Genomic DNA, 23,331 nt, shown 5'->3' with positions numbered 1-23,331 from the left:
GGAGCTAGACAGCTCTAGAAGTAGAATATAGATTCTGATGTTTTGAAAAAAGAATCAGATAGATATATTCTATACAGTTTCAGGAGGTTTTATGCTTATGCTGCTAATTATTTCTCGGCGGTCTTTTGCCCCAGTACTGATAATAGTCTGTACGGATAAAACCATTGAAGAGCTTTCTTTTTTTAGTTGCTTTTCTTCCATAGTGATTTTCAAATTCCTCGTCTGAAGTCAGGATATAAATGGACCACGTGTCAAGAGGAGCAAAGGCATTTCCCATCTCAGCATACATGCGCTGTACCGCAGCCTTTTCACCAAGGCGCTCCCCATATGGAGGATTCCCGACAATGACACCATATTCCTTAGGAGTCGTAAAATCACGCACTTGCATTTGTTTAAAGTTGATCAAATCACCCAATCCAGCTTCGAAAGCATTTTCTTCTGCTATCTTAACCATCCTGTGATCAATGTCTGCACCTGTTATATCGAGTGGCTGATCATAGTTTGCCAGGTCTTCAGCTTCATTTCTTCCATCTTCCCAGACTTTTTCAGGAATCCAGGACCATCCTTCCGAAATGAATTCACGATTAAAACCAGGTGCAATATTCTGGCCGATTAATGCTGCTTCTATCGGGATAGTGCCGGATCCGCAGAAGGGATCAGCAAATGGTTTATCAGCGTTCCAATTTGTCAGCATAACCAATGCAGCTGCAAGTGTTTCCTTCAGAGGTGCTTCACCCTGCCCTGCACGATATCCCCGTTTATGGAGGCCACTTCCGCTGGCATCGATGGTCAGAAGGGCTACATCCTTATGGAGAGCGACTTCTAATTTAAATAGGGGGCCATTTTCTTCAAGCCAGCCTGTCTTATTATACTTTGTTCTCATCCGTTCCACGATTGCTTTCTTGACAATCGCCTGACAATCGGAAACAGAAAAAAGCTTGGACTTTACAGATTTACCTGATACTGGGAATTCGGCGTTTTCCGGCATATACCTTTCCCAGGGCAGCGCTTTTGTTTTTTCAAAAAGCTCGTCAAAGCTTGTTGCTTTGAATTCTCCAACTTTAATGCGAACCCGATCTGCTGTTCTCAGCCATAAATTAGACCGGACAATTGCAGCTTCATCGCCTTTAAAGGTTATTCTGCCATTTTCAACTTCACATTCATATCCAAGATCGCGCACTTCTTTGGCAGCAAGTGCCTCAAGGCCCATGGCCGTAGTGGCGATTAAATCGTATTTAGACATATTTATTTTCACCCTAACCTAATTCTTATTTCTATTATGTATACCCTAACTGGGCATAGCAATCAACACTTAAAGTATATCTGTTTATTTCTTAAGCCGCAATGAGACTCTCAGGTCCTCTGCTTAGTCATCTTGAACTCAGCTTTGCTTTATTCTAATAGTTTGTTTCAATAATGAATTAGTCCGTTGATTTCCGCTGCGGGCACTTGCTTTCCGCGGGAGGAACGGGAGCCTCCTCGGCTTCGCCTGCGGGGTCTCCCGCTCCCTCTCTTCCCGCAGGAGTCAAGCACCCTCCACTCCAATCAACTCAGTAAATTAGACCAATATTTTTAACATCAATTTTTCTGGAACTAGCATATATTTCTTACCAGCCTGCAGCAAAGTAAAAAAGCTCTCCCAAAAAGGAGAGCTTGAATTTATAACACTCATACTGTCTCACTAATAACGTTCTGTAAGCCATGTTTTGTACCGTAGTACTGCAAGCGACAAATGTCTCGTACTCAGGTGGCAATCATCTATCTACAGGCATCTGCCTGTCCTTCCCGTTGTTCATTTCCTCAGGGAAAGTGCCCCTACCATCATTTGGGTTTCTCGCTCGCGGGGTTTACCTCGTTCCACCCTTTTCATTTCTGAAAAGGCTACGTCACTGTGGCACTTTCAAGGTATTCATGCCATATCCCGAAGGACTTAGGCATTTTCCCTGCCGTCAGCCGAATAAACTCCGACTGCCCTAGCTTATGAATTCGCTAGGCACGAACACTACAGGCATCTCAGCCTGTGCGAGCATGGACTTTCCTCTACAATATAAGATATATTGCAGCGATTACCCGAACGCTATTAATGATCACAAAGAATATTATATGTAATCTGTGATAGAATAGCAATGGTTTTAAACTGGAAAGTCCGATAAATACTGTCAATCATACAATTTACTGCCAAAAACGTGTTTTTCCAGGTTTGATAATCTTTTTAGGATGTCAAAATTGGTTGTTCCCGCAGTTTGTGCTGCAGGTCTGCGTGAAGCTTCCTCAACCTGTTTTTTCAGCTTCATATTTTCCAGCTGCAGATCTTCAATTTCCTGATGGAATGCTTCATAGTCTTTAATGACAACATCTAAAAACTTATCCACATCTTCAGGCTTGTAGCCTCTCATGGCTGTCTTAAACTCTTTTTCCAAAATATCTTTTGCAGTTAATTTAATTTTATCGGATAGCATGACACTCACCTCAGTATATCGGCAATCATAATTAATACTATTTTTCCAGAGATATGTACATTTGTCAATTTATCTGAGCATTATTCAAATGTGTCTCTCTGAGAGAATTGTTCTTCTTCTATAATCAATTGTAAATCATAAAAGGTGATTAGTCTAATATCATATTCATTTTCTTCCTGATATTTTTTTGCGGTTTCATACAGATACTTTGGGCTTCCCTCTTTTTCCATATCATAAAACAGCAGCAGAACATCACTTTTACTGATCAAAAAATGATTTTTTAATCTGAACTGCTGCGGGCTTTCATATGGTTTTTTTGTTACTGAATCCACAAAATCTGCCTGAGCCAATATGGATTCATACCATTCCTTGTTGGCATCCTTCCAGGAAGCTTCCTGATCTAAAAAGGGAGTAATGACTGCAAGCTTCAGGTCTTCGTAACCTTCAAGCTGAAGATCATATACAACTTCAGCTGCCCAAAGTTCTGCACCAAGCTGCCCGCTGATGATTACCCATTCGAGACCGCCATCCAGCAATGAAAGCAGGCTTTTTCTGATTGCGGTTTTGATATAGCCGGCAGCAGGGTCATCATTTTTAAATATCCCTACCTCAAAAGGCTTATACCCTGAAATAACTGCTACTTTTGTCAATTGCAAAACTCCTTAAAGAAATCTGGCTTGGAATGCTGCCATTTAATAAAAATAAAACAAGGGCAAAAGCCCTTGTTCATTATCTGCCTGAAAAGCCCGGCCCTTGTTTTGGACCCATACCAGTTGATGCTCCAGCTACGCCAGTTCCAGGTCCGCCATATCCCGGACCCATTCCCATTCCTGGGCCCATTCCCATACCTGGACCCATTCCTGGGCTATATGCACCTGCCACACCAGGTCTCGGTCCCATGTTCACATTTGATTGTGTCACCTGGTTAACATTTGACTGCGTTTGTGGGTAAGAGTGCTGATTCTGATAGTTAATGTGGTTTACATGAGTATGATGTGTAGGATGAATGTGCGGAACCACAATGTTCTGGAACGAATGAGTTACACAGCACTTTGTCGGATGAACAACAGCAGGCATCACCTGCGAAGGTCTTGGTCTGCAATACATGTAAAGATCCCCTTTCGAAATTGTTTTTACATTAACAACCTATGTTAGAAAGAGTAATCTTGTACTAATGAAAACACCTATTTTATAGGTACTAGCCTTAGAGCATACTGTAGAAACTGTCTTTTAAATTGGAGAAAACGATTGCAGTAGTGAAAATTACAAGGAAGAATAAAAATAAGATTGCTTTATACATTTTATACCAGCCTCACTATATAAAATTCCTAAAAAAGTACCACACAATTTATAATTTTAACTGTTAGAAGAAGTACATACAACTAGGAAATAGTGGATTTTTTTGTCTGGTATATTAAAATTATGTTACAGAGAGATTTAAGCATGATTAAATTTTCGTTCAAGCCGTACAATCCGCCGGTGTAGATCTTCCTGTTTTATTTTCAGCTTTTCTGTTCCGGTATCTGCCTCCAGCAGGTTAAACGCTTTTTCCGAGTATTTTAATGCCTGGTCAATATCCTTTAATCGATGCTCATAGATCTTGGCCAGTTCAACACAGGATATTACCTTCATATTGATCAAGCCTTTTTCAGCAATATCCTTCCATAGTTTTGCTGCCTCATCCCAATTTTTATGTTTTTTATGCTCAAAAGCTAATGCAAACCTGGCATCCAAAGCTTCAGAAGACTCTCCTTCAGATATTTTATTGAAGGCAATTGCCGCCTCTGAAGATTCACCCAGTGTTGACAGCCACCTTCCTACTTCATAAACCTCACGGGAAGTCTGTTTTTCATCGAGCTGCAGTATCTGGAAAGAAAGATGTGTATACAGGCTGATCAGGGATAGGATATCAATTTCATTATGCTTTATGATTCCCAGCATGCCTTCAGGATCTTTTCTTTCAATAAAATCAAAATAAATCATTGGTGCCAGAAACCCTGGAATATCGTCTTTTCTTTCAATCCCCAGAACATCCTTCTCCACTGCAGCAAGCTTTATTCTTTCAAGCTTATGCTTCCACATTCTCCTTGCAGCATGATATAAATCAAAATGTCCAAAGGGCGGCAGTTTTGGAACATGCTCCCTTAACAGGGTATGTCTCGTTTTAACCTGCGGCCAGTCGAAAGCTTTCCCGTTATATGTGACCATTGTTGAATAATCAATGCTTTCCAGAAAACTTTTATATAAAGCTATCTCAGCACCCGGCTGAGGAAGAATATGCTGTTTCAGCTTTATTTTGCTTCCCTGCAGGCTGGCTTGGCCAAGAAGGAAAATAGTATTGCCAGTCCCTCCGCCCAATCCAGTTGTCTCTGTATCAAAAAAGAAAAGATTTTCAGGCCCGTGACCGGAAGCAGACAGCGGATGCCTTAAGCTGGAAGAATTCCAGGCATCCACCGCTGCAGTAAACTGCCCAAAAGAATAGATTCCATGCCTGTAATCAAGGCTGTATTCCTTTTCTCTTACAAGACAGTAAGAGTCTTCAAAATAATATGGATAAACCCCTTCATTAGCCCATACTTCTTTAAAAGGAACATCGGTCTTATTCTCCTGCTGTTTTTGGACGGATGAAGGCTGTTTGTCGTTATCTGTCCCAAGATGGCCCTTAAGCCTGTTCAGCTTGTTTTTAATGGACAATTCTATCACCTGCGCTATTAACGCCATTTTTTAAAGAGCCGAGAATCCTGAGTACGTCTTTTTTGGCCGTTTCTGATGAGGTATCTGTTCCTATGCAGGAAGGACAGCCATGGTCACATGCACATCTGCATACCATTTCCATCGTTTCGTTCATGATATGTTCGATTCCCCCGAAAATTTTCTCACTTAATCCTACACCGCCAGGATACCTGTCATAGAAAAAGATCGTCGGCTTTTCATTATGGGCAGCTTTCACTTGCGGGATAACATGAACGTCCTGAGGATCGCACATAACAAATAACGGCACAATATGCTTAAGCGCATGTGCTGTTCCAATGAGTCCCTGTTCAAGCCGGTCCTGCTTATAATTCAGCGACTCCGGGTTAAACGAAAGCCAGGTTGAGCTTGTATGGAGCTCTTCTTCAGGGAGTGTTATTGGACCGGATCCGATATTTTCATGTGTTTCAAACTTGATTTTTTTAAATATTGTTGCCATTGCTACAACACTGACATCTCCAAAGCCAATCTCTCCAAAGGATGACGACCTGATTTTATCCTGCTCAAGCACTTTAAGCTCTACTGCCAGATTAGCATCGGTAAAATAGTCCACATCCACTTCCCTGACAAATGCTTTCTTCTCTTCCCAATCAAGCATTTCCACCTGAAACTGGGTTCCCTGATGAAGATAGATTGCCTCATCGTGAAGAAGGGTCATAGCGGAAAAGCGGTCCATCTCACCAATTACTTTTACATTCGCAATATCTGACTGATCAATTATGATAACATTTTCCTGTGATGCTGAACGGAGACTGATGTTGTGGGCAGGAAATGAGTCTTTCATCCAATAAAATTTATCCCCGTTCTGATGAAGCACCCTTTCCTCCGCCAGGTATTCCAATACCTCTTCAGTTTCAAAAGTGCCAAAACGTTCCCCGGCATTAAAAGGGAGCTCATAGGCTGCACATTTGATATGATCAACGAGAATAATAAGGTTATCCGGATTTATTCTGGCTGTTTCAGGACTTTTATTAAAAAAGTAATCAGGATTTTGAATAACATATTGATCCAGCGGACTGGAGCTTGCCACCATAATGACAAGCGATTCACCATGCCTTCTGCCTGCACGTCCAGCCTGCTGCCATGAGCTGGCAATGGTACCGGGATATCCGGTCATGACACAAACCTGCAGCTGTCCGATATCCACTCCCAGTTCAAGGGCATTTGTGCTGACAACTCCATAGATCTCCCCTGAACGCAGTCCTTTTTCAATTTCCCGTCTCTGGGTTGGCAAATAACCGCCCCTATAACCCCGAATAGCTTTAGGCCCCAGTTTATGTTTGACCAGCTCCTGGAGGTACGTCAAAAGAATTTCGACTCTGACCCTGCTTCTTGCAAATACAATGGTCTGGATTTTATTTTTCAGAAGTTCTCCTGCGAGCTTTCTCGCTTCGAGAGTTGCACTTCTTCTGATATTCAGCGGTTTATTGACGATTGGGGGATTATAAAATACAAAATGTTTCTTCCCGCTTGGTGCTCCATTATTATCCACGAGTTTCATCGGCTTTTCAGTAAGCTTTTCTGCCAGCTCCAGAGGATTGGCTATTGTTGCAGATGTACAGATAAAAATGGGGTCGCTGCCATAAAAACGGCAAATGCGCCTGAGGCGGCGAATAACATTTGCTACATGACTGCCAAATACACCTCTGTAAATATGAAGTTCATCTATGACCACATACTTTAAATTTTCAAACAAGGATACCCACTTTGTATGATGGGGCAATATTGCTGAGTGTAGCATGTCCGGATTTGTAATAACCACATGCCCGGCCCTGCGAACTTTTTGCCGGATGTTTGCCGGTGTATCCCCGTCATATGTATAGGAATTTATATCCAATCCGGACTCCTGGATGATTTCATTGATTTCGCTTTTTTGGTCCTGAGCCAATGCTTTTGTCGGAAACATATAAAGCGCCCTTGCATCCGGATCATTTACGATCGTCTGCAGGACTGGAAGGTTGTAGCAAAGCGTTTTTCCAGATGCCGTTGGAGTAACTGCTACCAGACTGTCCCCATTCATGACTGTCTGATAAGATGTTTTCTGATGTGTATAAAGCCTTGAAATGCCCCTTTTTTGCAGTGCATCCTTTAATGATGGATGAATGTTTTCCGGAAGACTGGCAGTTTTAGCCTCTTTTTCTTCTATTGTGTGCCAATGGACAATATTCTCTTTATATTGCTGTTCAGATATTAGCTCTTTCATGATTTCAGGCAAATTTTTTCGCACTTTCATCTATTTCACCTCATGTTTCTATTCTATCGAATAAACGTTCGTTCTAACAGAGCAAACTCTTAATTTCTATTAACTTTTTATGGAAAAAGTTCTATTAAGCCTTTAAGTCTTTCCTCTTTTTTTCAGATTCACAGAAAAAATTGACTGAAAGTTCTAAATATAAGAGAATATGATATATCCATTTTTTCTCAAATGAGGTGAAGTCTTGCTGCAAAGCATTTTAAAATCAACAGGTGTATTTATGTTAATTATTATTGGATTTATCATGATTCTTTTTCTTCCAAGAGAAAAGGAATTAACCTTTTTATCGGCCTTTCAAATTGAAGCAGATTACCCCTTCAGCTTTGAACTGTATGTGGAAAGAATTGAAGATTTCACAGGCCATATTTTAACTGAAAAAGGATTAGGGGAAGCCCGCACCGGACGCCCAGTTAGTGATGAAGCTGGAATATTTGTTGCGCGCAGCTTAAAAATTGTTCTGCCTGCTTTCATGGTCAGCATGCTTCTTGGCACACTAATGGGTGCTGTCCAATTTTACCGGAGAACAAAATTCACCGGGAAACTCCAGAATTTTCTTTCCTGGATGTTTTCTTCCATACCCGATTTTTTTCTGTTTATTGCCATACAGTATCTTTTCATTCTGATGATGCAGCATGGTCTTCCGCACTTTAAGCTATATGGACATGAAAATTGGTATAGCTTTTTTTTGCCGCTCATTTCATTATCCCTGTTTCCATTTTTGCACATGTCCCGTTTTACATCGGCTGCTCTTGAAAATGAAATGGGCGAAGAGTATGTTCGCACAGCATATGCAAAAGGGCTTGGCGAATTTAAAGCACTTCTTCACATGCTCTGGAATTGCTGGTCCCCCATTATGAACCAGTCGCAGCTGGTGATGCTCTATATCCTATCAAGCCTCCCAATCATTGAAAAGCTGGCAGGCTATAACGGGGCAGGCAAGGAACTTCTATTCAGCATATCATCTAATGATGAAATTAAGGCACTGTCCCTAATGCTTCCCTTCCTCTTCATCATGTTTTTAACTATCATCCTTTCACAGACAGCAAAATTATGGCTCGTCCAAAAGGAAAGGGTGTGAGGGAGATGCGATTTTTATTTTGGATCAGGAAACATGCTTTATTTTGCTTAGGAACCTTTTTGCTGCTGCTATTGCTGGCAATCACATTTGCAGGACCATATCTTCCATTTGTTGACCGTGAGCTAACAACGATTACATACATCCTAAATGAGGAAAAGAAGCCAGTTATACCGCCTTATCCGCCATCAGAGGATTACATATTGGGCACTGACAAAAGCGGACGGGATATGCTCAGCCTGATCATCCTGGGAGCAAAAGAAACCATTTTGCTTGTTGCCTGTATAACTGTCCTTCGCTATGTACTGGCCATTCCGCTCTCCTTTCTTGCACACAAAAAATGGCTGGGTACACACCTTTTGCTAAAATGGCTGAATGGACTGCTGTCATATATTCCAACCATCATCATTATCATGCTTCTTGCCATGCTGCCGCCATTTTTACTGAGTGAATACCGCCCCTTATTCCTGCTCCTTATTATTGCTCTGGCAGAAATGCCCCGTGCTGCCGAAATGATAAAGCTGGAATTTGATCAGATTTCATCTAAAGAGTATATATATGGAGGGATTGCTGCCGGAGCTTCACCATACAGGCTTTTCAGAATATACTATCTTCCTCTTTTATATAGTAAGCTTCTTGTATATATGGTTACTGATCTTGGAAAAGTCATGTTTCTGCTTGGTCAATTAGGGTTTGTCGGCATTTTTATTTCGCAGGATTTTGTTCAATCCATGACAGGAGATTGGCAATTGGTCAATAATTCGATTTCTTGGCCAATGATGATGATGAAAGCCTTTGAGGATATAAGAGGCCCAATTTGGATTCCTTTTTCTCGGCATTTGCCATGACCTATGCCATCTTAACTTTTAATATATTCGCAGAGGGATTAAAATCATTTTTCACCAGGAAGGTCCGATATATTTAGATGACCCAGCAGGGATTATTAAAATAAGCTTTTCTTAATATAAACGTTATTAATATTTTTTGTTACAATAAGCTTAATAGGACAGAAGCAAGAGGTGGATTATGAAAACAGAAGAAATTAAGGCAGTTCTTTCCCAGTTCTCTCTTTTTAAAGAGCTGAACAGCGAAGAACTGGATAAAGTAGTTGAGATATCCATATCACGGGAATGGAAAAAGGAAGTCATGTTTTTCTGCAGGACGACCCGCTGGATAATGTTTATTTTATTAACAACGGCAGAGTTAAGATTTATAGAAGTGATATTAGTGGTAAAGAACAGATTGTTGCCATCCTGGCAAAAGGCGAGATGTTCCCTCACGTGGGATTCTTTAGAAAAGGCGGGTACCCGGCTTTTTCCGAGGTGCTGGAAAACGCTCAGCTCGTAGTTGTGCCCATTTCGCAATTTGAAAAGGTGCTTATAGAAAATCCGGAGTTATGTATTAAGGTGTTTAAAGTCCTTGGCGAGAAGATTGTCGATCTGCAGGAGCGCCTGGAATCGCAAATTTTAAACAATACTTACGAGCAAATCATTAAATTGCTTATCCGGCTTGCCAAAATGCATGGAAAAAAGCTTGAAAACGGCACTTTTGTTTTAAAAGGGGACTTTACCAATAAAGACCTGGCTAATATGATTGGCACCACAAGGGAAACGGTCAGCAGGACTTTAACCAAAATGAAAAAAGAAATGTTAATTGAAACAGACCAGGATGGACATTTAATCATAAACCCTGATCAACTATTAGAGACAATATTTTAAAACCGCAACTTGCGGTTTTTTCTTTTTCCTGATTATTCAACAGGAACATCCACCCAATAGGCGGCATACGATATGTTGAAAAATCCTGTTTGAGAGGGGATGGATGGATATGGAGGATCCAAAGAAAAAGGATCGAAACGAACCATTTGGGGATTTGATGAGATCAATGAATCAGCTTTTCCATGAAAAACCTGGCAGAGGATTTCTGCAGACAATGGATGATTTCTTTAAAAATCCCTTCCCGGCTTCTTCTTCCTTCCATGTTGATGTTGCTGAAACTGAAAAGGAACACATCATTAGTGCGGAACTTCCGGGAATAAATAAAGAGCAAATACAGATTGATATCCTGGATAATTATATAACCATTTCAGTTAAATCCTCTGAGATAATAACGGAAGAAGATGAAAAAAACAAAATTTTCCGCAGGCAGCAAAGCATGCAGCGTTCCAGCCGGACAATTCCGCTTCCACAGCCAGTTAATGAAAAGAAAGTAAAAGCGGTTTACCAAAATGGCCTCTTGCAAATTACAGTACCTAAGCAGCAGGGAAAAAGAATCCTGATCGATGAGAAGTGATTCTGGCTGCACTTTTATAAAATCTGGTTAAACAAAAACAAGCAGTATCATGCCTGCTTGTTTTTGTTTGGGTTATCTAAGCTGGGCTTAACTGTTCAGTTTAGATGTATCAATCCAATTATTGAAATAGCCTGTCGGAACACTGAAGTAATCCTTTGTGAAGGATATAAACTCCTTCGTATCTACCTCTTTATAGCGGAACTTCTGATAATAATCGGACAAAAACTGCATCCCCACTTCCTTTGGAGATTCCCCTTTCAAGGTATACTTTTCCTGAATCATTTGTAAAATCTCCAGAGCAGGCTGACCATAAATATATCCTGTATGCTTTACCTCATTAACCGGCACATTTGAATATTGCCTGCCTAAACCAGCTTCCTCAATTGCCTCCATCCGATAATGGGAGATGCCAAATGCCTGCTGTTCAGCTTGATTTTGTCCTGCATAGAAGTACATAGAGGTGGCAAATTCAGTGATTCCTTCATCAATCCACGCATTGTTGTATGGGTCATTGGCTACTGCTCCATAAAAATACTGATGAGCAATTTCATGGACAATAGAAATATCATAAAACCTTTTATCATCAATATAAGGATTTATAGTGACTATACCGGGATATTCCATGAATTGCCCTTCATCCAAAACAATATCAAGCTGCTCATGCGGGTAATCTCCAATTTTATTCTGATAGAAAGATAGTGCTTTTTTAGCCAGTGTTAACGATGCTTCCGGGTTTTTGTCATGATTCCCTTTTGAAAATAGTCTGACCTTCACACCGTCTTGCGCTTCCGTTTCATAAACTTTCATATCCTTCATGACTGCAATGAAGAAATCCCTGACCTTTTTGGCTTTAACTGTCCCCTCATTTTTTCCTTTTGCCGGATCTATTTCTGCTGTGGAAGCCAGGGAATACCCATCAGGCAGCTTATAGGAAACTTTGAAATCAGAGAAGCCTGTATGAAATGTTTCCAGCCCCTCCATATAAGGCTCTTTGTTCCATTTGCCTTTTTGATAGACTGCAGCCATTGGGTACCATTGAGCAAGATAATAATTTGTGCCTGCTTTTGAAAAACGGCTGCCTCCCTCTGGGACTGTAAATCCATATTGGATCTCCACCTTATGTCTGCTTTTATCTTTCATTTCCGGTTTTAAGTTTATTGTCAGCGTATCACCATCCAGCTTAAAAGAAGCTTTTTGCCCATTCACTGTCACTTTTTCGATCTTCGCTTCAGACGATCCTTCAACAGAATCAAATGAATGTCCCTCTTTAAAAACATTCGGAATGAAATAAAAGATAAGCTCATTCCAGTTATTATCTGATTTGTTTTTCAACTGAATATTTGCATTAGCAGTAAAATAGCCTTCAGCGTTCATTTCCAGATCAATTTTATAATCCGCCTTGCTGCCGCTTTGGACGCCTGTATTTGAATTCTTTGCAGCCACAGCATAGACACCTGCACCTGCAAAAGCAATCACTAATGCAGCAAAGCCGGCTTTAGGGCCGGATAATGACCAGAATTTCTTTTTTCGGCCATATTGTTTTCTGGAGGGCCTTATTAATGGCTCATGCCCAGTCTTAATCCAGGGAGTACGCTGATAGTTTGATTGAAAACGGTTCTTCAGTCCATTTGCCAGCAGACTGAAAGACACAGTTGCAAGTAAAAGGACCGCTAATGGTGCAATTAATATATGGGTGCTGCCATAAATATTTAATCTTGCCTGACCAACCAATCCCGCCAGTTCCTTTGTTGCTGAAAGGAAGATGATGGGGTCATATCTCATAATGGTTCCGCCGACAAATATATTTATTAGTGCCAGCTGGCCCATAAGGGCGATTACGTACACAATTTCAAGTATAAACATTACCAGGAACGTTTCCTTTAACTGAGGAAAAACATGCTTCCAGATCAGACGGTGTTTTCCGGCCCCCAGGGCTTTTGCAGCTTCAACATAAACAGACTTATATAACTGTGCGGTTTTAAGCCTTACAGAAGATACAATGCTTGGAATGCTGATGACTGACGCAATGACAATAAAATAAACAATTAACACATTTTGCTTAAGAGTACTGTTGAAGCTTATTGGGGCAAGGAAAAAATACAGGATAAGAAACAGAGGTACATAGCTCCATGCATTTTCGAAAGCAATCAGCCAGCCTGGCGTCCTTTTCAAGGTGCCCGCATACAAACCGATAATTGTTCCAAATGCCATTTTTATAACAGTCACAGCAGCTGCAATAAAAACAGTGTACCTTAATCCATATAAAATCATGGATAAGATATCATAACCCCATTTATCGGTGCCCAGCGGATAGGAAGAGGATTCAAAAGGCTCCATTGGCGGTGCCAGAACCTTCCCGTTTGTATATTGTGTTTCTAAAACCGATGTTAATGAATGCGGTGCCAGAATAGGCCCGAATATGCTAAGAAAAAGCAAGCCGGTAACCATAACAGTTCCGATAATTAAGGAGTAATTTATTTTTATCAGCTTATTCATAGATAAAACCCCGTTTAAACAGATAGAATATGAGTCTATTAGAAATATAGACAATTAAAGAAATCAGAAGCATTGCAAACAAGCCGATTGCAATCGGCTGAACTCCGCTGCTCTGAAAAATGAATTTTGTTATGCCGGAAACATTCATAATATGTTCAATAATAAAGAGATTTCCAATAGCCAGGGAAATCACTTTGACAAGTTCAGATTTGATAAATGGCTCTAAATTTTTGAAGACATGCTGAAAGTTTATGTAATTTAAGCCCATTCCTTTAGCAACTGCAGTCTTAATGTAGTCCTCCCCGCTTGTCTGATAATATTTGACCGACACGAGCTTAAATAAATATAGTGTCGGGGCAATCGCTGCAAGCACTGTGGGAAACCAGGTGTTAAGGGCTCCTCCATCCGGCCTGAGTGAAATCACTCTGATACCGGTCATTTTATATATTTTAACGGCAAGAATCATAGACATCACTATGATGATAAAGTCAGGTATGGCCGCAAGAATATTCATGAATGCCCCAAAAAGCTTAGTAAGCCTGAAGCGGCTGATAAATACCCCGAAAATTAGACTTATAATTAAGGATGCATTTACAGCAATCAATACGATCAGGAGACTGGTAAAAAAGTTATCAGCAATGTCCCCGGCTATAGGACGTGTCTGCATCCCAAGCTCATAGGTACCAAGGCTGCCCTTGCTTATTTCAGAAATAAAATCTCCATAAATATGCGGCAGACTTTCGAAGCTCCATTGCAGACTCCCGCTCAATGGATCAACAGATATAATTTTTGGCAGAGCTGCTAGAACTAAAATTAATACAAATATAATAAAAATTTGCTGGACAGCACGAACCATATTACCCCCCCTTTATGACTAAGAGTCATTTTTTATTTTTTCACTTTTATCTAAATTTTGTCAATCATACAACTAAATTCTCATAGATAATATTCCCTATATACCTTTAAAAATAGACCGGCTATTCTATTTTTAAATATATTTAATCTTTTTTCAAGTCTGATTTTTTTAAACCATAAAAAAAAGGCCTGTGCGGCCATGATCCTTTAAGCTTTAAATATTCCGCCAATCCCTTTAACCATGGATGATACCTGCGTGACTGCAGACATCATCTGGCCTGCTGTGTCCACCATTTTATTGAGATCCAGAGATCCATCCTGGGATTTAAATGAATTCATAATGCTTTGCACACCAGATGGCTGTTTTGGAATAAAGGATTGCTTTGGATATGGATTCATGTATGGCATTTGCGGAGCAGCTGGCTTGCTTGGCTGATTTCCATAATAATCTTCAGATTCTAACGGATTCTGAAAAATACCTGCATTTTTTGATCCTGTATGTGAGTAATATCCGGGATCAAAATTTTGCTGCGGATAGGGCTGGTGCGGAAAACTCTGCGGCATTCCTGTCATTTGCTGCGGCTGTTGGTATTCCATGTTAAAAGGCGAATAATAAGGATTATACTGTTCGGCAGCTTGGTTATAATTCTGCAATGGCTGCTGCCTCATATAATATTGGCCATTGGTCCCCATATAAAATGGATCATAGTATACATTTCGATTTAAATGGCCGTATGGCTGCATATGGCTCGTTCTATTCATTACTCGGCCAAACATGGGCAAACATCCTCCCCATTCAATAAGATAAGTATATTATTGATAATATCAGGCAGTAGCCTTTGTATTATCACCATTACAATATATGAATGATTTGCCCAGAATGTGAAAGGAGTTAAAAATGAGTAAAAAAGGAAGCGCTTTCCGTTTTTGTCTAACAATGATGAAAGATGTCGGAAGTTTGATTTTTTTAAAAACGATGAAAAATAAATTTTCATGTTAGGATATAAAAAAACAAATTGTTTCTTGTCCGCTTTTTCATTTACCGGATGCGGGGAAGAAATTTCTCCGCGAATCTATTCCAGAGGAGGAAATATCATGAATGTTCACGAACTACAAATGAAGTTTCATCAGCTGCGGGAGTATACTCCTGAAAATGTTAATGAATTATTGGATTTTGCTAAAAAGGCCTATATCCATAATGAAATTTCCAGTACAGATTATCGAAATCTCGTTCGTGAGCTCGAAGCTCAAGGAGCGGCCGTTCCAGAAAGCTACAAAGATAATACCCTCCAGGATTCAGTAAATGCATAAGAATTCAATGAAAAAGGGAGCCTGATTCAGGTTCCCTTTTTTTCATCACTTAATAATATTATCAACTGCTTTAACACATACACAGCCGAATTAACATAATTAATGAATCTTGTTCTGCTTGTTTCAGGAAAAAATGCCTGAATGGAAACCATTTCAATATGTTCAGAAGCAGATTCAATTTGCTGTGAATAAAGATTTCGCGGTTTATGGATGCTAATCCACTCCCGGGCTTCTTCTTTCCATCTGTCATTTATGGATTTAACCTCATCAGCAAAAGGTTTGACTTCATTATAAAAATCACCCTTTTCACCTGATTCCTTAACCTTTTTATACCTGCTGTCCGAGATCTCCATATATTCAAGCAGCAGTTCTGTCATTTGCAGCAGGGAATTTTCATTTACCATGGGCTTCATCTCCAAAAATAAAAGTAGCTAGTCAATTTTAGCTACTGAAGGATACTGCTATTCTATTCCACTTAGAAGCCGAGTTCAAGCTTCATTCGTGCTGATTTTTTTGCGCTTTCTAAACTGTCTGTCTCAGACCTGATTGCCGTCATATCTTCTTCAATCACTTCGAGTCTGCTTTCACAAGCCTCTATTTTCTCTGACTGTTCATAATACCAATCCTGCCGAAGTCCCGACAAATTAGACTCCAGTACATTTTCAAGCACTTCAAGCTGATCGTATATTTCCGAAAGCATGGCCAGCAATTCTTCTTTTTCTACCATTTTTCCCTGCATTCAAAAAACCTCCCGATTTCTTTTTCTCCTTGCCATCTGCTATAAATACAACGAAGGATACAGTGAAAATTTGCTTTGTGCCTACATAAATTCTATCTTCCCTGAGGGTTTCCTCCATGCATGACAAAACTAGAAGTGATTCGCCAAAGAAAGTACTTATTTGCATAGAAGCGCCAAGGTTTCGACAGCCTCCGAAGAATGAAAATCACAACATTGAACAAACTAATGAACGGAGGTGTTCTGTTATGGCAAAAAAAGAAAAACAAAATAAAGTTCAGCCAAAAAAGCTGGAAGAAACAAAAGCTGGCTATGGCAACAAGAAGCTTGAAGGTCCTGACCGCCCTTCAACTTAACAGAAGAAAAACGGAAGCGGATTGGCTTCTGATCTCGACTGGCAGGCACTGGAGCTTAATGCAGACACTAAAAAAGCAAGGGACCCCTTGCTTTTTTGTTTGCAGTATTATTCTGTTAGCAAATTGAGCGAAATATTTTTCCCAGCCTGGCAGCCTTGTGAAGCTGGGCCTGCTTATGCAAATACCATTTTGTAATATGGACGGGATGTTTTAGGACAACCGATTCTGATGTCCATTTACTCTTTATGCGTTTTTTGACAGACCAATCATTAAATTGATGTATGTGATGAGTGATTATTGGGTATGTACAGCGTAAGAAAGGAGTAGTTCTCCGTTTGCTTCCATTAAAGTATTTCTCATAATCGTTCCTCTGAACCCGTATGAACCGTCCTTAAAGCAAATTCATACACGTCGTCATAATAACTTGTGTCAAATAATATTTCTGCCAGACGTTTTCCAAGATCAATTCTTTTGGACACCGAGCGGAAACCATTTACACTCGCCCCGTATAATTCCCCTTTACAAGTAGGGAAGATGACTGAACTAAAATGAAGATAATCCTGAAAGGAAAAAAGCAATGTATGAAAAACTTTATTTTTATAAATAGAATGCTCCATTACAGGCTCTTGAATAACATTTTGTTCGTTGATAATCAGTGAAATCATTAACCTCTTTTTACTTCTATTTTCCCAGAAATAAAGCCACTCCTTTTCCATAAAGGCAGATACATGAAAAGTTTTTAATAAATGAAACATTGGCCTATTTAGTTTCGTCGAATAATGATAGAGGAGCAGCTGGGGAAATGCATCCTGAAAAATCAGCCAATTGGCCCTTTCATATGTAATATAAAGCATATCCCTGAATTTCTTTCCTATCAATTTAGGAAAACAGCTTCCTTCAAGATCGCACATATTCCAGCCCGCATTACGGGATACCATGGAGGCCAGGAACGCCCAGCGTATTTCAGGATGCTTTTTGTAAAAATGAAAATAAGCTTCCGTTCTCGAGATATTGTCTATGTTATATTTGGCTGTCATTTTCATAATATGATCCTTTATTGCCTGTTCCTTTTTTTCATGTCTGTTCAGGAATTTCCAAGAAAGCGACACCGCAATTCACCTCAGAGAAAATGAATGTTCTATATTTGGGCGTCAGGCAGCATCCGGGTAAAACCTGAAAATACTGCTTAACTGGAGTTTCCTATATACTTTGTTATTTAGAACTTTTTATTCAACCAAATCGTGCGTACATTTGTTATCATAGGGAGTAGCTGAAAATGAGGTGAATGCATGAATTTCCACTATCCTAATGGCAGGAGATATACCCCGCCTGCTAATAGCGCCAAAAAACTGACTCCAGAGAAGAAATGGACCTACAGCAATCGCGGAATGACACTGGAGGAAGATATAAATGAAACCAATGAATTCTATTTGGAGCATGGAATAGCCACTATTCATAAAAAGCCCACGCCTGTTCAAATCGTACAGGTCGATTATCCAAAGAGAAGTGCAGCTGTTATTAAAGAAGCTTATTTCAAACAAGCATCAACAACTGATTATAATGGTGTGTATAAAGGCAGGTATATTGATTTTGAAGCTAAAGAAACCCAGAACACGACCTCCTTCCCTTTAAAGAATTTTCATGAGCACCAGGTAAAGCACATGGAGAAAGTTTTAGCCCAGAAAGGGATTTGTTTTGTCCTCCTCCGCTTCTCGGCTACCGAAGAAGTTTTCCTGTTAGAGGCACATCATCTGCTCTCATATTGGGAGAGAATGAAGGATGGGGGAGAAAATCAATCACCAAGGGTGAAATTGAAATGAATGGCCATTACATTCCGCTTGGATTTCAGCCAAGAATTGACTATATTAAGATAATAGATTATCTTTATACCCTTAAATAACTAATTTACAGTTCCATTGTCAGAAAGGATGAACATAGATATGACAGAAAAATATCAATCAAGGGAGGAGCGCCGCAAACAGCAATCCCAGCCTAAAAAGAAGGGCAAGAAAAATGGCACGAGCACTTTTAAACGCATTTTCCTTATTTTAATTGCCCTCGGAATTGCTGGAATGCTCTTAGGAGCAGGCGCTTTTGCTTTTATGGTGAAAGACGCACCAAAGCTTGATGAAAAATTGCTGAAGGATCCCATTTCTTCACAGATTTACGATATGGAGGGCGAATTCATAACAGATGTAGGCTCGGAAAACCGGGATTATGTCGCTTATGAAGACATCCCAAAACTTGTGGAAGACGCCTTTTTGGCAACTGAAGATGTCCGCTTTTATAAACATAATGGAATGGACTTAATCCGTTTAGGCGGTGCTGTTATCGCTAATGTGACGCGCGGATTCGGTTCTGAAGGGGCAAGTACGATTACCCAGCAGGTGGTAAAGAACTCCTTCCTGAATAATGAAAAAACGCTTAGCAGGAAAGCCCAGGAAGCCTGGCTTGCCTTCCAGCTTGAACGCAAGTATACAAAACAGGAAATCTTTGAAATGTATGTGAACAAGATTTATATGTCTGAAGGCCATGGCGTTTTAACGGCATCGAAAATTTTCTTCGATAAGGAACTTAGTGAGCTGGAGCTTCATGAAGCTGCCCTCTTAGCCGGCATGCCGCAGAGCCCGAACAATTATAATCCCTTTGACCATCCTGACAAGGCAGAGAAAAGGAGAAATATTGTCCTTTCATTGATGAATCAGCATGGTTTTATTACAAAAGAAGAAATGGAAGCAGCCCAAAAGGTTCCTGTGGAATCTACACTTGTAGCTGAAGAAAAAGAGAAACAAACGAATCAAAATATGACTCGTTCATCGATGTTGTCTTGGATGAAGTTGAAAAAAAATATCCGGATCTTAACCCATATTCTGACGGGCTGAAAATATATACGACACTCGATCCAAATGCACAGAAACACGTAGAAAATATTTTAAACACTGATGCAGCTGTAGCCTATCCTGATGAGAAGTTTCAGGCGGGTATCACCCTTCTTGATACAAAGACAGGAGAAATCAGAGCAATCGGCGGAGGACGCAATCAGGAAGTAAAACGCGGTTTTAACTTTGCCGTGGATCAAAAAAGACATGCCGGTTCAACCTTTAAACCAATTGTCGATTATGGACCAGCAATTGAATATCTAAAATGGGGAACTTACCAGACAATTGTTGATGAACCTCACACATATTCCGGAGGTACAAAAATCAATAACTGGGATGGAAAGCACATGGGTCCTATGTCCATGCGGGAGGCACTTGCCCGCTCACGCAACATTCCGGCTCTGAAGACACTTCAGGAAGTCGGGACTGATAAGGCATTGGAATTCACCAATAATTTAGGCATTCCAATGAAAGAGATGTATGAGTCCTATTCTATCGGCGCTTATGAGGTTTCTTCCCTTCAGGTAGCCGGTGCATACAGTGCATTTGGAAACAATGGCTTCTACACTGAACCACATGCCATCAAGCAAATTGAAATGCGTGACGGCACGAAACTTGATTTGAAACCTGAATCTGAAGTAGTGATGAAGGATTATACTGCATTTATGATCAGTGACATGCTGAAAAGTGCAGTTAAATCTTCTTACGGAACAGGACGTCTGGCTGATGTACCAGGATTGCCTGTTGCAGGGAAAACAGGGACTACTAACTATACGGATGAACAGGAACAGGAATTTGGGATACCTCGAGGTGCCGTGCCTGATGCCTGGTTTGCAGGCTATACAACTAACTATACTGCAGCTGTCTGGACCGGCTATCAGGATAGAAAAAATTATATCCCGGCCGGCGATGAGCAAAAAATTGCTCAAAAGCTTTTCAGCAGCTTAATGGCACATGTTTCAGAAGGAAAAGAAACAGAAGACTTCAAGGCCCCTGACTCTGTAGAGAAGGTAGCCATTGAAAAAGGCAGCAATCCTGCCAAACTGGCAAGCCAGTACACACCTAAGGAGCAAATCATTTATGAGTATGCTGTAAAAGGCAATGCTCCGACACAAGTATCCGAGAAGTTTGATAAACTGGACTCGCCTTCTGGACTGTCAGCGAACTTTGACCAGGATGCAAATGAGATCACATTATCATGGGATTACCCGGGAGATGCAGAAGGTACTCAATTTGAAGTGACTGTATCCGTAAATGAAGGCGGAGATCAGCAGCTTAGCGTTACTTCAGAAAAAGGCTTGAAAATTGCCAACCCTCAGCCAGGAGCTGTGTATACCTTTAAAGTAACAGCATTTAACGGTGACCAGCAAAGTGATCCTGCTTCTGTAAAAGTAGAAATCCCCGACCCAAGCCTCATCGAAGAAGATGAAACGGAAGGTGAAGGGCAGGATGGAACGGAAGAAGAAGAACAGGAAGATCAGGACGATCAAAATGGTGAAGGCGGCCAGGACGGAAACCAGGATGGCGACGATTCTGGAAATGGTAATGGTGAAGGTTCCGGGGATGACTCTGGAGATGGTCAAGGAACTGGAAACGGTGATGGTGAAGGTTCCGGAGATGGCGATACAGGTACTGGTGATGGCAATACAGGTACCGGAGCAGGAACTGGAACTGGTGGAACTGGCGGAAACACCGGAGGAGCTTCCGGAAATGGATCTGAATCCAGTGGCGGCCGTAATTAAATAAAGCTAATGAAAAAAGCGCTGATTCAGATTTGAATCAGCGCTTTTTCTTCATTTGTTCCAATGCCAGCATCTTCATATATTGCTTCTCCATTTCAGCTATTAGTCCAGACAGCTGTATGTAAGAATGATATAAAGCCGGACGTGCAAAAATGAAATCCAGCCGTTCTTTTATATTCACTGGCTTTATTGATAATTCCCGGGATCGGATAAAAGGTTTACCGGCTTCCCGTTTGTCCAATAGAGCATCTGCAAAAACAATCCCAGAGATACTTTCATCGGATCTAAAGCAGCTTTAAGGTCCCGGTTTGTGAAGTGCATACCAAGAAGATCCTTCTGTCCTGCCCACTCATCAATCAAAACCGGAATATATTCAGCATTGTTTTCCCAAGGTTTTACTGCAGGGATACCCGCATAAAAAGCCGCTTCATATAAAAAGGGCGGCAGCGGCTGGTAAGCGAAAAGAGATTCTTCGTTAACAGCCAATGAATCACCCCTTTTATAAAACAGGGTATGGCATAAATGTACTTTAACAGGTATGACGATTTCTCCGGTCATTTTGCCTGCTTCACCTTCATTCGTTTTTTGCCCTCCCTGCATAAATCGAGCAGCGGACAGATTTCACATTGAGGATTTTGTGCCTTACAGTGATATCTTCCAAAAAAGATCATACGATGATGTGTAATCGACCATTCATCCATCGGCACTTTCTTCATCAATGCCTTTTCAACTTCCAGTACAGAGTCCTTCCAGCGGCAGAAACCGAGCCTTTTGCTGACTCGTTCAACATGAGTATCAACTGCAATGGCAGGCACTCCAAAAGCCACTGAGACAACGACATTAGCAGTTTTGCGGCCTACTCCGGGAAGCTTTGTCAGCTCATCTCTGTCACGCGGCACTACCCCTCCATATTCATCGAGAAGCAATCTGCATAGCTTTTGGATATTCTTGGCTTTGTTTCGATAAAGACCAATGGAGCGGATATCCTCCTGCAATTCCTCTATGGAAACATTCAGGTAATCCTCAGGAGTTTTATACTTTTGGAACAGGTTCCTTGTCACTTTGTTAACCAGTGCATCAGTACATTGTGCAGACAGTGCCACCGCTATGACCAGTTCAAACGGGTTGGAATGATTCAATTCGCAATGTGCCTCCGGGAACATTTCTCCCATTTCATCAAGGCAGTGTCTAATTTGTGTTTTATTTAACAAAAAAATCACCAACTTACTGTCTTCATTATTTTTTCGGGCAGCAGTGACTGCTTACTGTTCAAGCCAATTATAAAAGGGAACAGATTTCGTTGTCTGTGACGGAGTATCCTCCCTCTTCGTCCTTTGCTGTGCTTGATTCTGCCTGAATTTTTTTCCATAGCTTTTAGCCTGTTCAATCGTTTTTATGCCGTTCTTTTTCCATTCAAAAAGGATTCTGTCTATATACCTGAAATTCAGTTTACCGGACAGGACCGATTCTCTTAAGGCAGCTTTTATAATATGGGGATCATGGTGGTCATCATCCATCCAAAGAGCAAGTGTCTCACATTCAAAAGGTGAGAGCGGCCTGCCAAACTCCCTTTCAAAGCAGGTATAAAGATCTGTTTCCTCCTGCTGCATATTAGCAGCTTCCTCTTTTTTACCGCTGAGCAGAAACTGATCAATGAGCTTCTCCCAAAGCGGATCAAGATGGTAACTTTCATATCTGATTCCACCTTCAGAGTAGCTGTCTTTAATATCAATAAAGCCTTTTTGGATTAGTTTTCTTAGCATTTCCGTGCATTCCGCCACAGAAATAGTCATGCGGGAAGATAATTCTACAGGGGTGGGAAATTTATTCCCATGTTCAATATAGGAAATTACATGAAGTATCAGGACGAGTTCATGCTCATTCAAATTCATTTCTTTATATTGTGAAAGCAGGACTCCAGGAATTGATATATTACCTTCCTGAAGCCATTTTAATAAACTATTTTTAGACATTCGGGACACCTCCTTCTCAGTATATCATGAACATAGTGACCAAAGTGAGTTGAAAAAACGGTAACTTTTCCATGAAGGTTCAGCTTGACTGCCTTCTTCTGAATGTTCTAACGAAACCGGAAGAAGCAAAAAATCCGCGGGAGGCGGATTTT

17 protein-coding genes, 1 other RNA gene and 5 pseudogenes are annotated in these 23,331 nt (G+C 40.7%); 7 read left to right on the top strand and 16 right to left on the bottom strand.

The genetic code is table 11. The annotated features are described in order from the left end of the window. Positions 1-103: 103 nt before the first annotated feature. From LLY41_RS08055 to LLY41_RS08020, 7 genes are all read right to left on the bottom strand, one after another. Positions 104-1,243 (bottom strand): THUMP domain-containing class I SAM-dependent RNA methyltransferase, encoded by a 1,140-nt coding sequence (locus tag LLY41_RS08055; RefSeq protein WP_304587418.1) that lies wholly within the window; start codon positions 1,241-1,243, stop codon positions 104-106. 447 nt (positions 1,244-1,690) lie between these two features. Further along, positions 1,691-2,078: RNase P RNA component class B (gene rnpB, locus LLY41_RS08050), an RNA gene on the bottom strand. 81 nt (positions 2,079-2,159) lie between these two features. Further along, on the bottom strand, positions 2,160-2,459 hold the full coding sequence (gene gpsB / locus LLY41_RS08045; RefSeq protein WP_095244639.1) for a cell division regulator GpsB: 300 nt from the start codon (positions 2,457-2,459) through the stop codon (positions 2,160-2,162). An 80-nt stretch (positions 2,460-2,539) separates the two neighbouring features. Next, positions 2,540-3,109 carry an SLOG family protein gene (locus LLY41_RS08040; protein WP_304587416.1) on the bottom strand — a complete coding sequence of 190 codons (570 nt, stop codon included), beginning with the start codon at positions 3,107-3,109 and terminating at the stop codon, positions 2,540-2,542. 79 nt (positions 3,110-3,188) lie between these two features. Beyond that, positions 3,189-3,566: a CotD family spore coat protein gene (locus LLY41_RS08035; RefSeq protein WP_095244641.1), complete on the bottom strand. Its 378-nt coding sequence runs from the start codon at positions 3,564-3,566 to the stop codon at positions 3,189-3,191. Between the two features lie 330 nt (positions 3,567-3,896). Then, entirely contained in the window at positions 3,897-5,153 is a 1,257-nt protein-coding gene (locus tag LLY41_RS08025; RefSeq protein WP_304587411.1) for a DUF6340 family protein, read from the bottom strand. Further along, positions 5,143-7,443, bottom strand: coding sequence for a DEAD/DEAH box helicase (locus LLY41_RS08020; protein WP_304587409.1), 2,301 nt, complete (start codon positions 7,441-7,443; stop codon positions 5,143-5,145). The genes LLY41_RS08025 and LLY41_RS08020 overlap by 11 nt, the downstream gene beginning before the upstream one ends. Before the next feature lie 205 nt (positions 7,444-7,648). Between LLY41_RS08020 and LLY41_RS08015 the strand changes: the two genes are divergently transcribed. From LLY41_RS08015 to LLY41_RS08000, 4 genes and pseudogenes are all read left to right on the top strand, one after another. Further along, complete coding sequence (locus LLY41_RS08015; protein ID WP_304587407.1) at positions 7,649-8,542, top strand: ABC transporter permease subunit; 894 nt, start codon at positions 7,649-7,651, stop codon at positions 8,540-8,542. A gap of 5 nt (positions 8,543-8,547) precedes the next feature. Beyond that, a complete protein-coding gene (locus LLY41_RS08010; RefSeq protein WP_304587405.1) occupies positions 8,548-9,387 on the top strand; it encodes a peptide ABC transporter permease in 840 nt (279 codons plus the stop codon). 178 nt (positions 9,388-9,565) lie between these two features. Beyond that, a pseudogene (locus LLY41_RS08005) lies at positions 9,566-10,257 on the top strand (Crp/Fnr family transcriptional regulator). A 109-nt stretch (positions 10,258-10,366) separates the two neighbouring features. Next, entirely contained in the window at positions 10,367-10,831 is a 465-nt protein-coding gene (locus LLY41_RS08000; protein WP_251169483.1) for an Hsp20 family protein, read from the top strand. A gap of 87 nt (positions 10,832-10,918) precedes the next feature. On the opposite strand, the gene LLY41_RS07995 is transcribed toward LLY41_RS08000, so the two are convergent. From LLY41_RS07995 to LLY41_RS07985, 3 genes are all read right to left on the bottom strand, one after another. Continuing rightward, positions 10,919-13,327: an ABC transporter permease subunit gene (locus LLY41_RS07995; RefSeq protein ID WP_304587404.1), complete on the bottom strand. Its 2,409-nt coding sequence runs from the start codon at positions 13,325-13,327 to the stop codon at positions 10,919-10,921. Beyond that, the gene (locus LLY41_RS07990) at positions 13,320-14,183 is read right to left on the bottom strand and encodes an ABC transporter permease subunit (protein ID WP_095244648.1); all 864 of its coding nucleotides are present in this window, start codon (positions 14,181-14,183) and stop codon (positions 13,320-13,322) included. The genes LLY41_RS07995 and LLY41_RS07990 overlap by 8 nt, the downstream gene beginning before the upstream one ends. A 206-nt stretch (positions 14,184-14,389) precedes the next feature. After that, the gene (locus LLY41_RS07985; protein ID WP_286137349.1) at positions 14,390-14,959 is read right to left on the bottom strand and encodes a YppG family protein; all 570 of its coding nucleotides are present in this window, start codon (positions 14,957-14,959) and stop codon (positions 14,390-14,392) included. A 318-nt stretch (positions 14,960-15,277) separates the two neighbouring features. On the opposite strand from LLY41_RS07985, the gene LLY41_RS07980 reads away from it, so the two are divergent. Beyond that, positions 15,278-15,493, top strand: a complete 216-nt coding sequence (locus tag LLY41_RS07980; RefSeq protein ID WP_061792775.1) for a YppF family protein — start codon at positions 15,278-15,280, stop codon at positions 15,491-15,493. Between the two features lie 26 nt (positions 15,494-15,519). On the opposite strand, the gene LLY41_RS07975 is transcribed toward LLY41_RS07980, so the two are convergent. The 3 genes and pseudogenes from LLY41_RS07975 to LLY41_RS07965 form a co-directional block, all read right to left on the bottom strand. Next, on the bottom strand, positions 15,520-15,897 hold the full coding sequence (locus tag LLY41_RS07975; protein ID WP_304587403.1) for a YppE family protein: 378 nt from the start codon (positions 15,895-15,897) through the stop codon (positions 15,520-15,522). 71 nt (positions 15,898-15,968) lie between these two features. Beyond that, positions 15,969-16,232, bottom strand: a complete 264-nt coding sequence (locus LLY41_RS07970) for a hypothetical protein (protein WP_251169479.1) — start codon at positions 16,230-16,232, stop codon at positions 15,969-15,971. Between the two features lie 468 nt (positions 16,233-16,700). Next, a pseudogene (locus LLY41_RS07965) lies at positions 16,701-17,694 on the bottom strand (DUF2515 domain-containing protein). A gap of 180 nt (positions 17,695-17,874) precedes the next feature. Here LLY41_RS07965 and recU point away from each other — a divergent pair. Both recU and LLY41_RS07950 read left to right on the top strand, forming a co-directional pair. Beyond that, positions 17,875-18,485 (top strand): annotated as a pseudogene (recU, locus tag LLY41_RS07960) (Holliday junction resolvase RecU). Positions 18,486-18,525: 40 nt separating this feature from the next. Further along, positions 18,526-21,206, top strand: a pseudogene (locus LLY41_RS07950) (PBP1A family penicillin-binding protein). Between the two features lie 37 nt (positions 21,207-21,243). Here the strand turns inward: LLY41_RS07950 and LLY41_RS22425 are convergent. The 3 genes and pseudogenes from LLY41_RS22425 to LLY41_RS07930 all read right to left on the bottom strand — a co-directional run bounded on the left by LLY41_RS22425 (position 21,244) and on the right by LLY41_RS07930 (position 23,179). After that, positions 21,244-21,527, bottom strand: a pseudogene (locus LLY41_RS22425) (YpoC family protein). A 233-nt stretch (positions 21,528-21,760) separates the two neighbouring features. Then, a complete protein-coding gene (gene nth, locus LLY41_RS07935) occupies positions 21,761-22,417 on the bottom strand; it encodes an endonuclease III (RefSeq protein ID WP_095244655.1) in 657 nt (218 codons plus the stop codon). 51 nt (positions 22,418-22,468) lie between these two features. Next, on the bottom strand, positions 22,469-23,179 hold the full coding sequence (locus tag LLY41_RS07930; protein WP_095244656.1) for a DnaD domain-containing protein: 711 nt from the start codon (positions 23,177-23,179) through the stop codon (positions 22,469-22,471). Positions 23,180-23,331: the final 152 nt, after the last annotated feature.

The organism is Cytobacillus firmus (assembly GCF_023612095.1).
GTDB lineage: Bacteria > Bacillota > Bacilli > Bacillales > Cytobacillaceae > Cytobacillus.
Note: the sequence above shows the minus strand (reverse complement) of the source record. Positions and strands in the feature narration are given on the sequence as shown.

What these genes read in the sequence shown, in the direction of transcription:
- LLY41_RS08055 (WP_304587418.1), bottom strand. Translation starts at nt 1,243, where the DNA reads ATGTCTAAATACGATTTAATCGCCACTACGGCCATGGGCCTTGAGGCA.
- gpsB (WP_095244639.1), bottom strand. Translation starts at nt 2,459, where the DNA reads ATGCTATCCGATAAAATTAAATTAACTGCAAAAGATATTTTGGAAAAA.
- LLY41_RS08035 (WP_095244641.1), bottom strand. Translation starts at nt 3,566, where the DNA reads ATGTATTGCAGACCAAGACCTTCGCAGGTGATGCCTGCTGTTGTTCAT.
- LLY41_RS08020 (WP_304587409.1), bottom strand. Translation starts at nt 7,443, where the DNA reads ATGAAAGTGCGAAAAAATTTGCCTGAAATCATGAAAGAGCTAATATCT.
- LLY41_RS08010 (WP_304587405.1), top strand. Translation starts at nt 8,548, where the DNA reads ATGCGATTTTTATTTTGGATCAGGAAACATGCTTTATTTTGCTTAGGA.
- LLY41_RS08000 (WP_251169483.1), top strand. Translation starts at nt 10,367, where the DNA reads ATGGAGGATCCAAAGAAAAAGGATCGAAACGAACCATTTGGGGATTTG.
- LLY41_RS07995 (WP_304587404.1), bottom strand. Translation starts at nt 13,327, where the DNA reads ATGAATAAGCTGATAAAAATAAATTACTCCTTAATTATCGGAACTGTT.
- LLY41_RS07990 (WP_095244648.1), bottom strand. Translation starts at nt 14,183, where the DNA reads ATGGTTCGTGCTGTCCAGCAAATTTTTATTATATTTGTATTAATTTTA.
- LLY41_RS07985 (WP_286137349.1), bottom strand. Translation starts at nt 14,959, where the DNA reads ATGTTTGGCCGAGTAATGAATAGAACGAGCCATATGCAGCCATACGGC.
- LLY41_RS07980 (WP_061792775.1), top strand. Translation starts at nt 15,278, where the DNA reads ATGAATGTTCACGAACTACAAATGAAGTTTCATCAGCTGCGGGAGTAT.
- LLY41_RS07975 (WP_304587403.1), bottom strand. Translation starts at nt 15,897, where the DNA reads ATGGTAAATGAAAATTCCCTGCTGCAAATGACAGAACTGCTGCTTGAA.
- LLY41_RS07970 (WP_251169479.1), bottom strand. Translation starts at nt 16,232, where the DNA reads ATGCAGGGAAAAATGGTAGAAAAAGAAGAATTGCTGGCCATGCTTTCG.
- LLY41_RS07930 (WP_095244656.1), bottom strand. Translation starts at nt 23,179, where the DNA reads ATGTCTAAAAATAGTTTATTAAAATGGCTTCAGGAAGGTAATATATCA.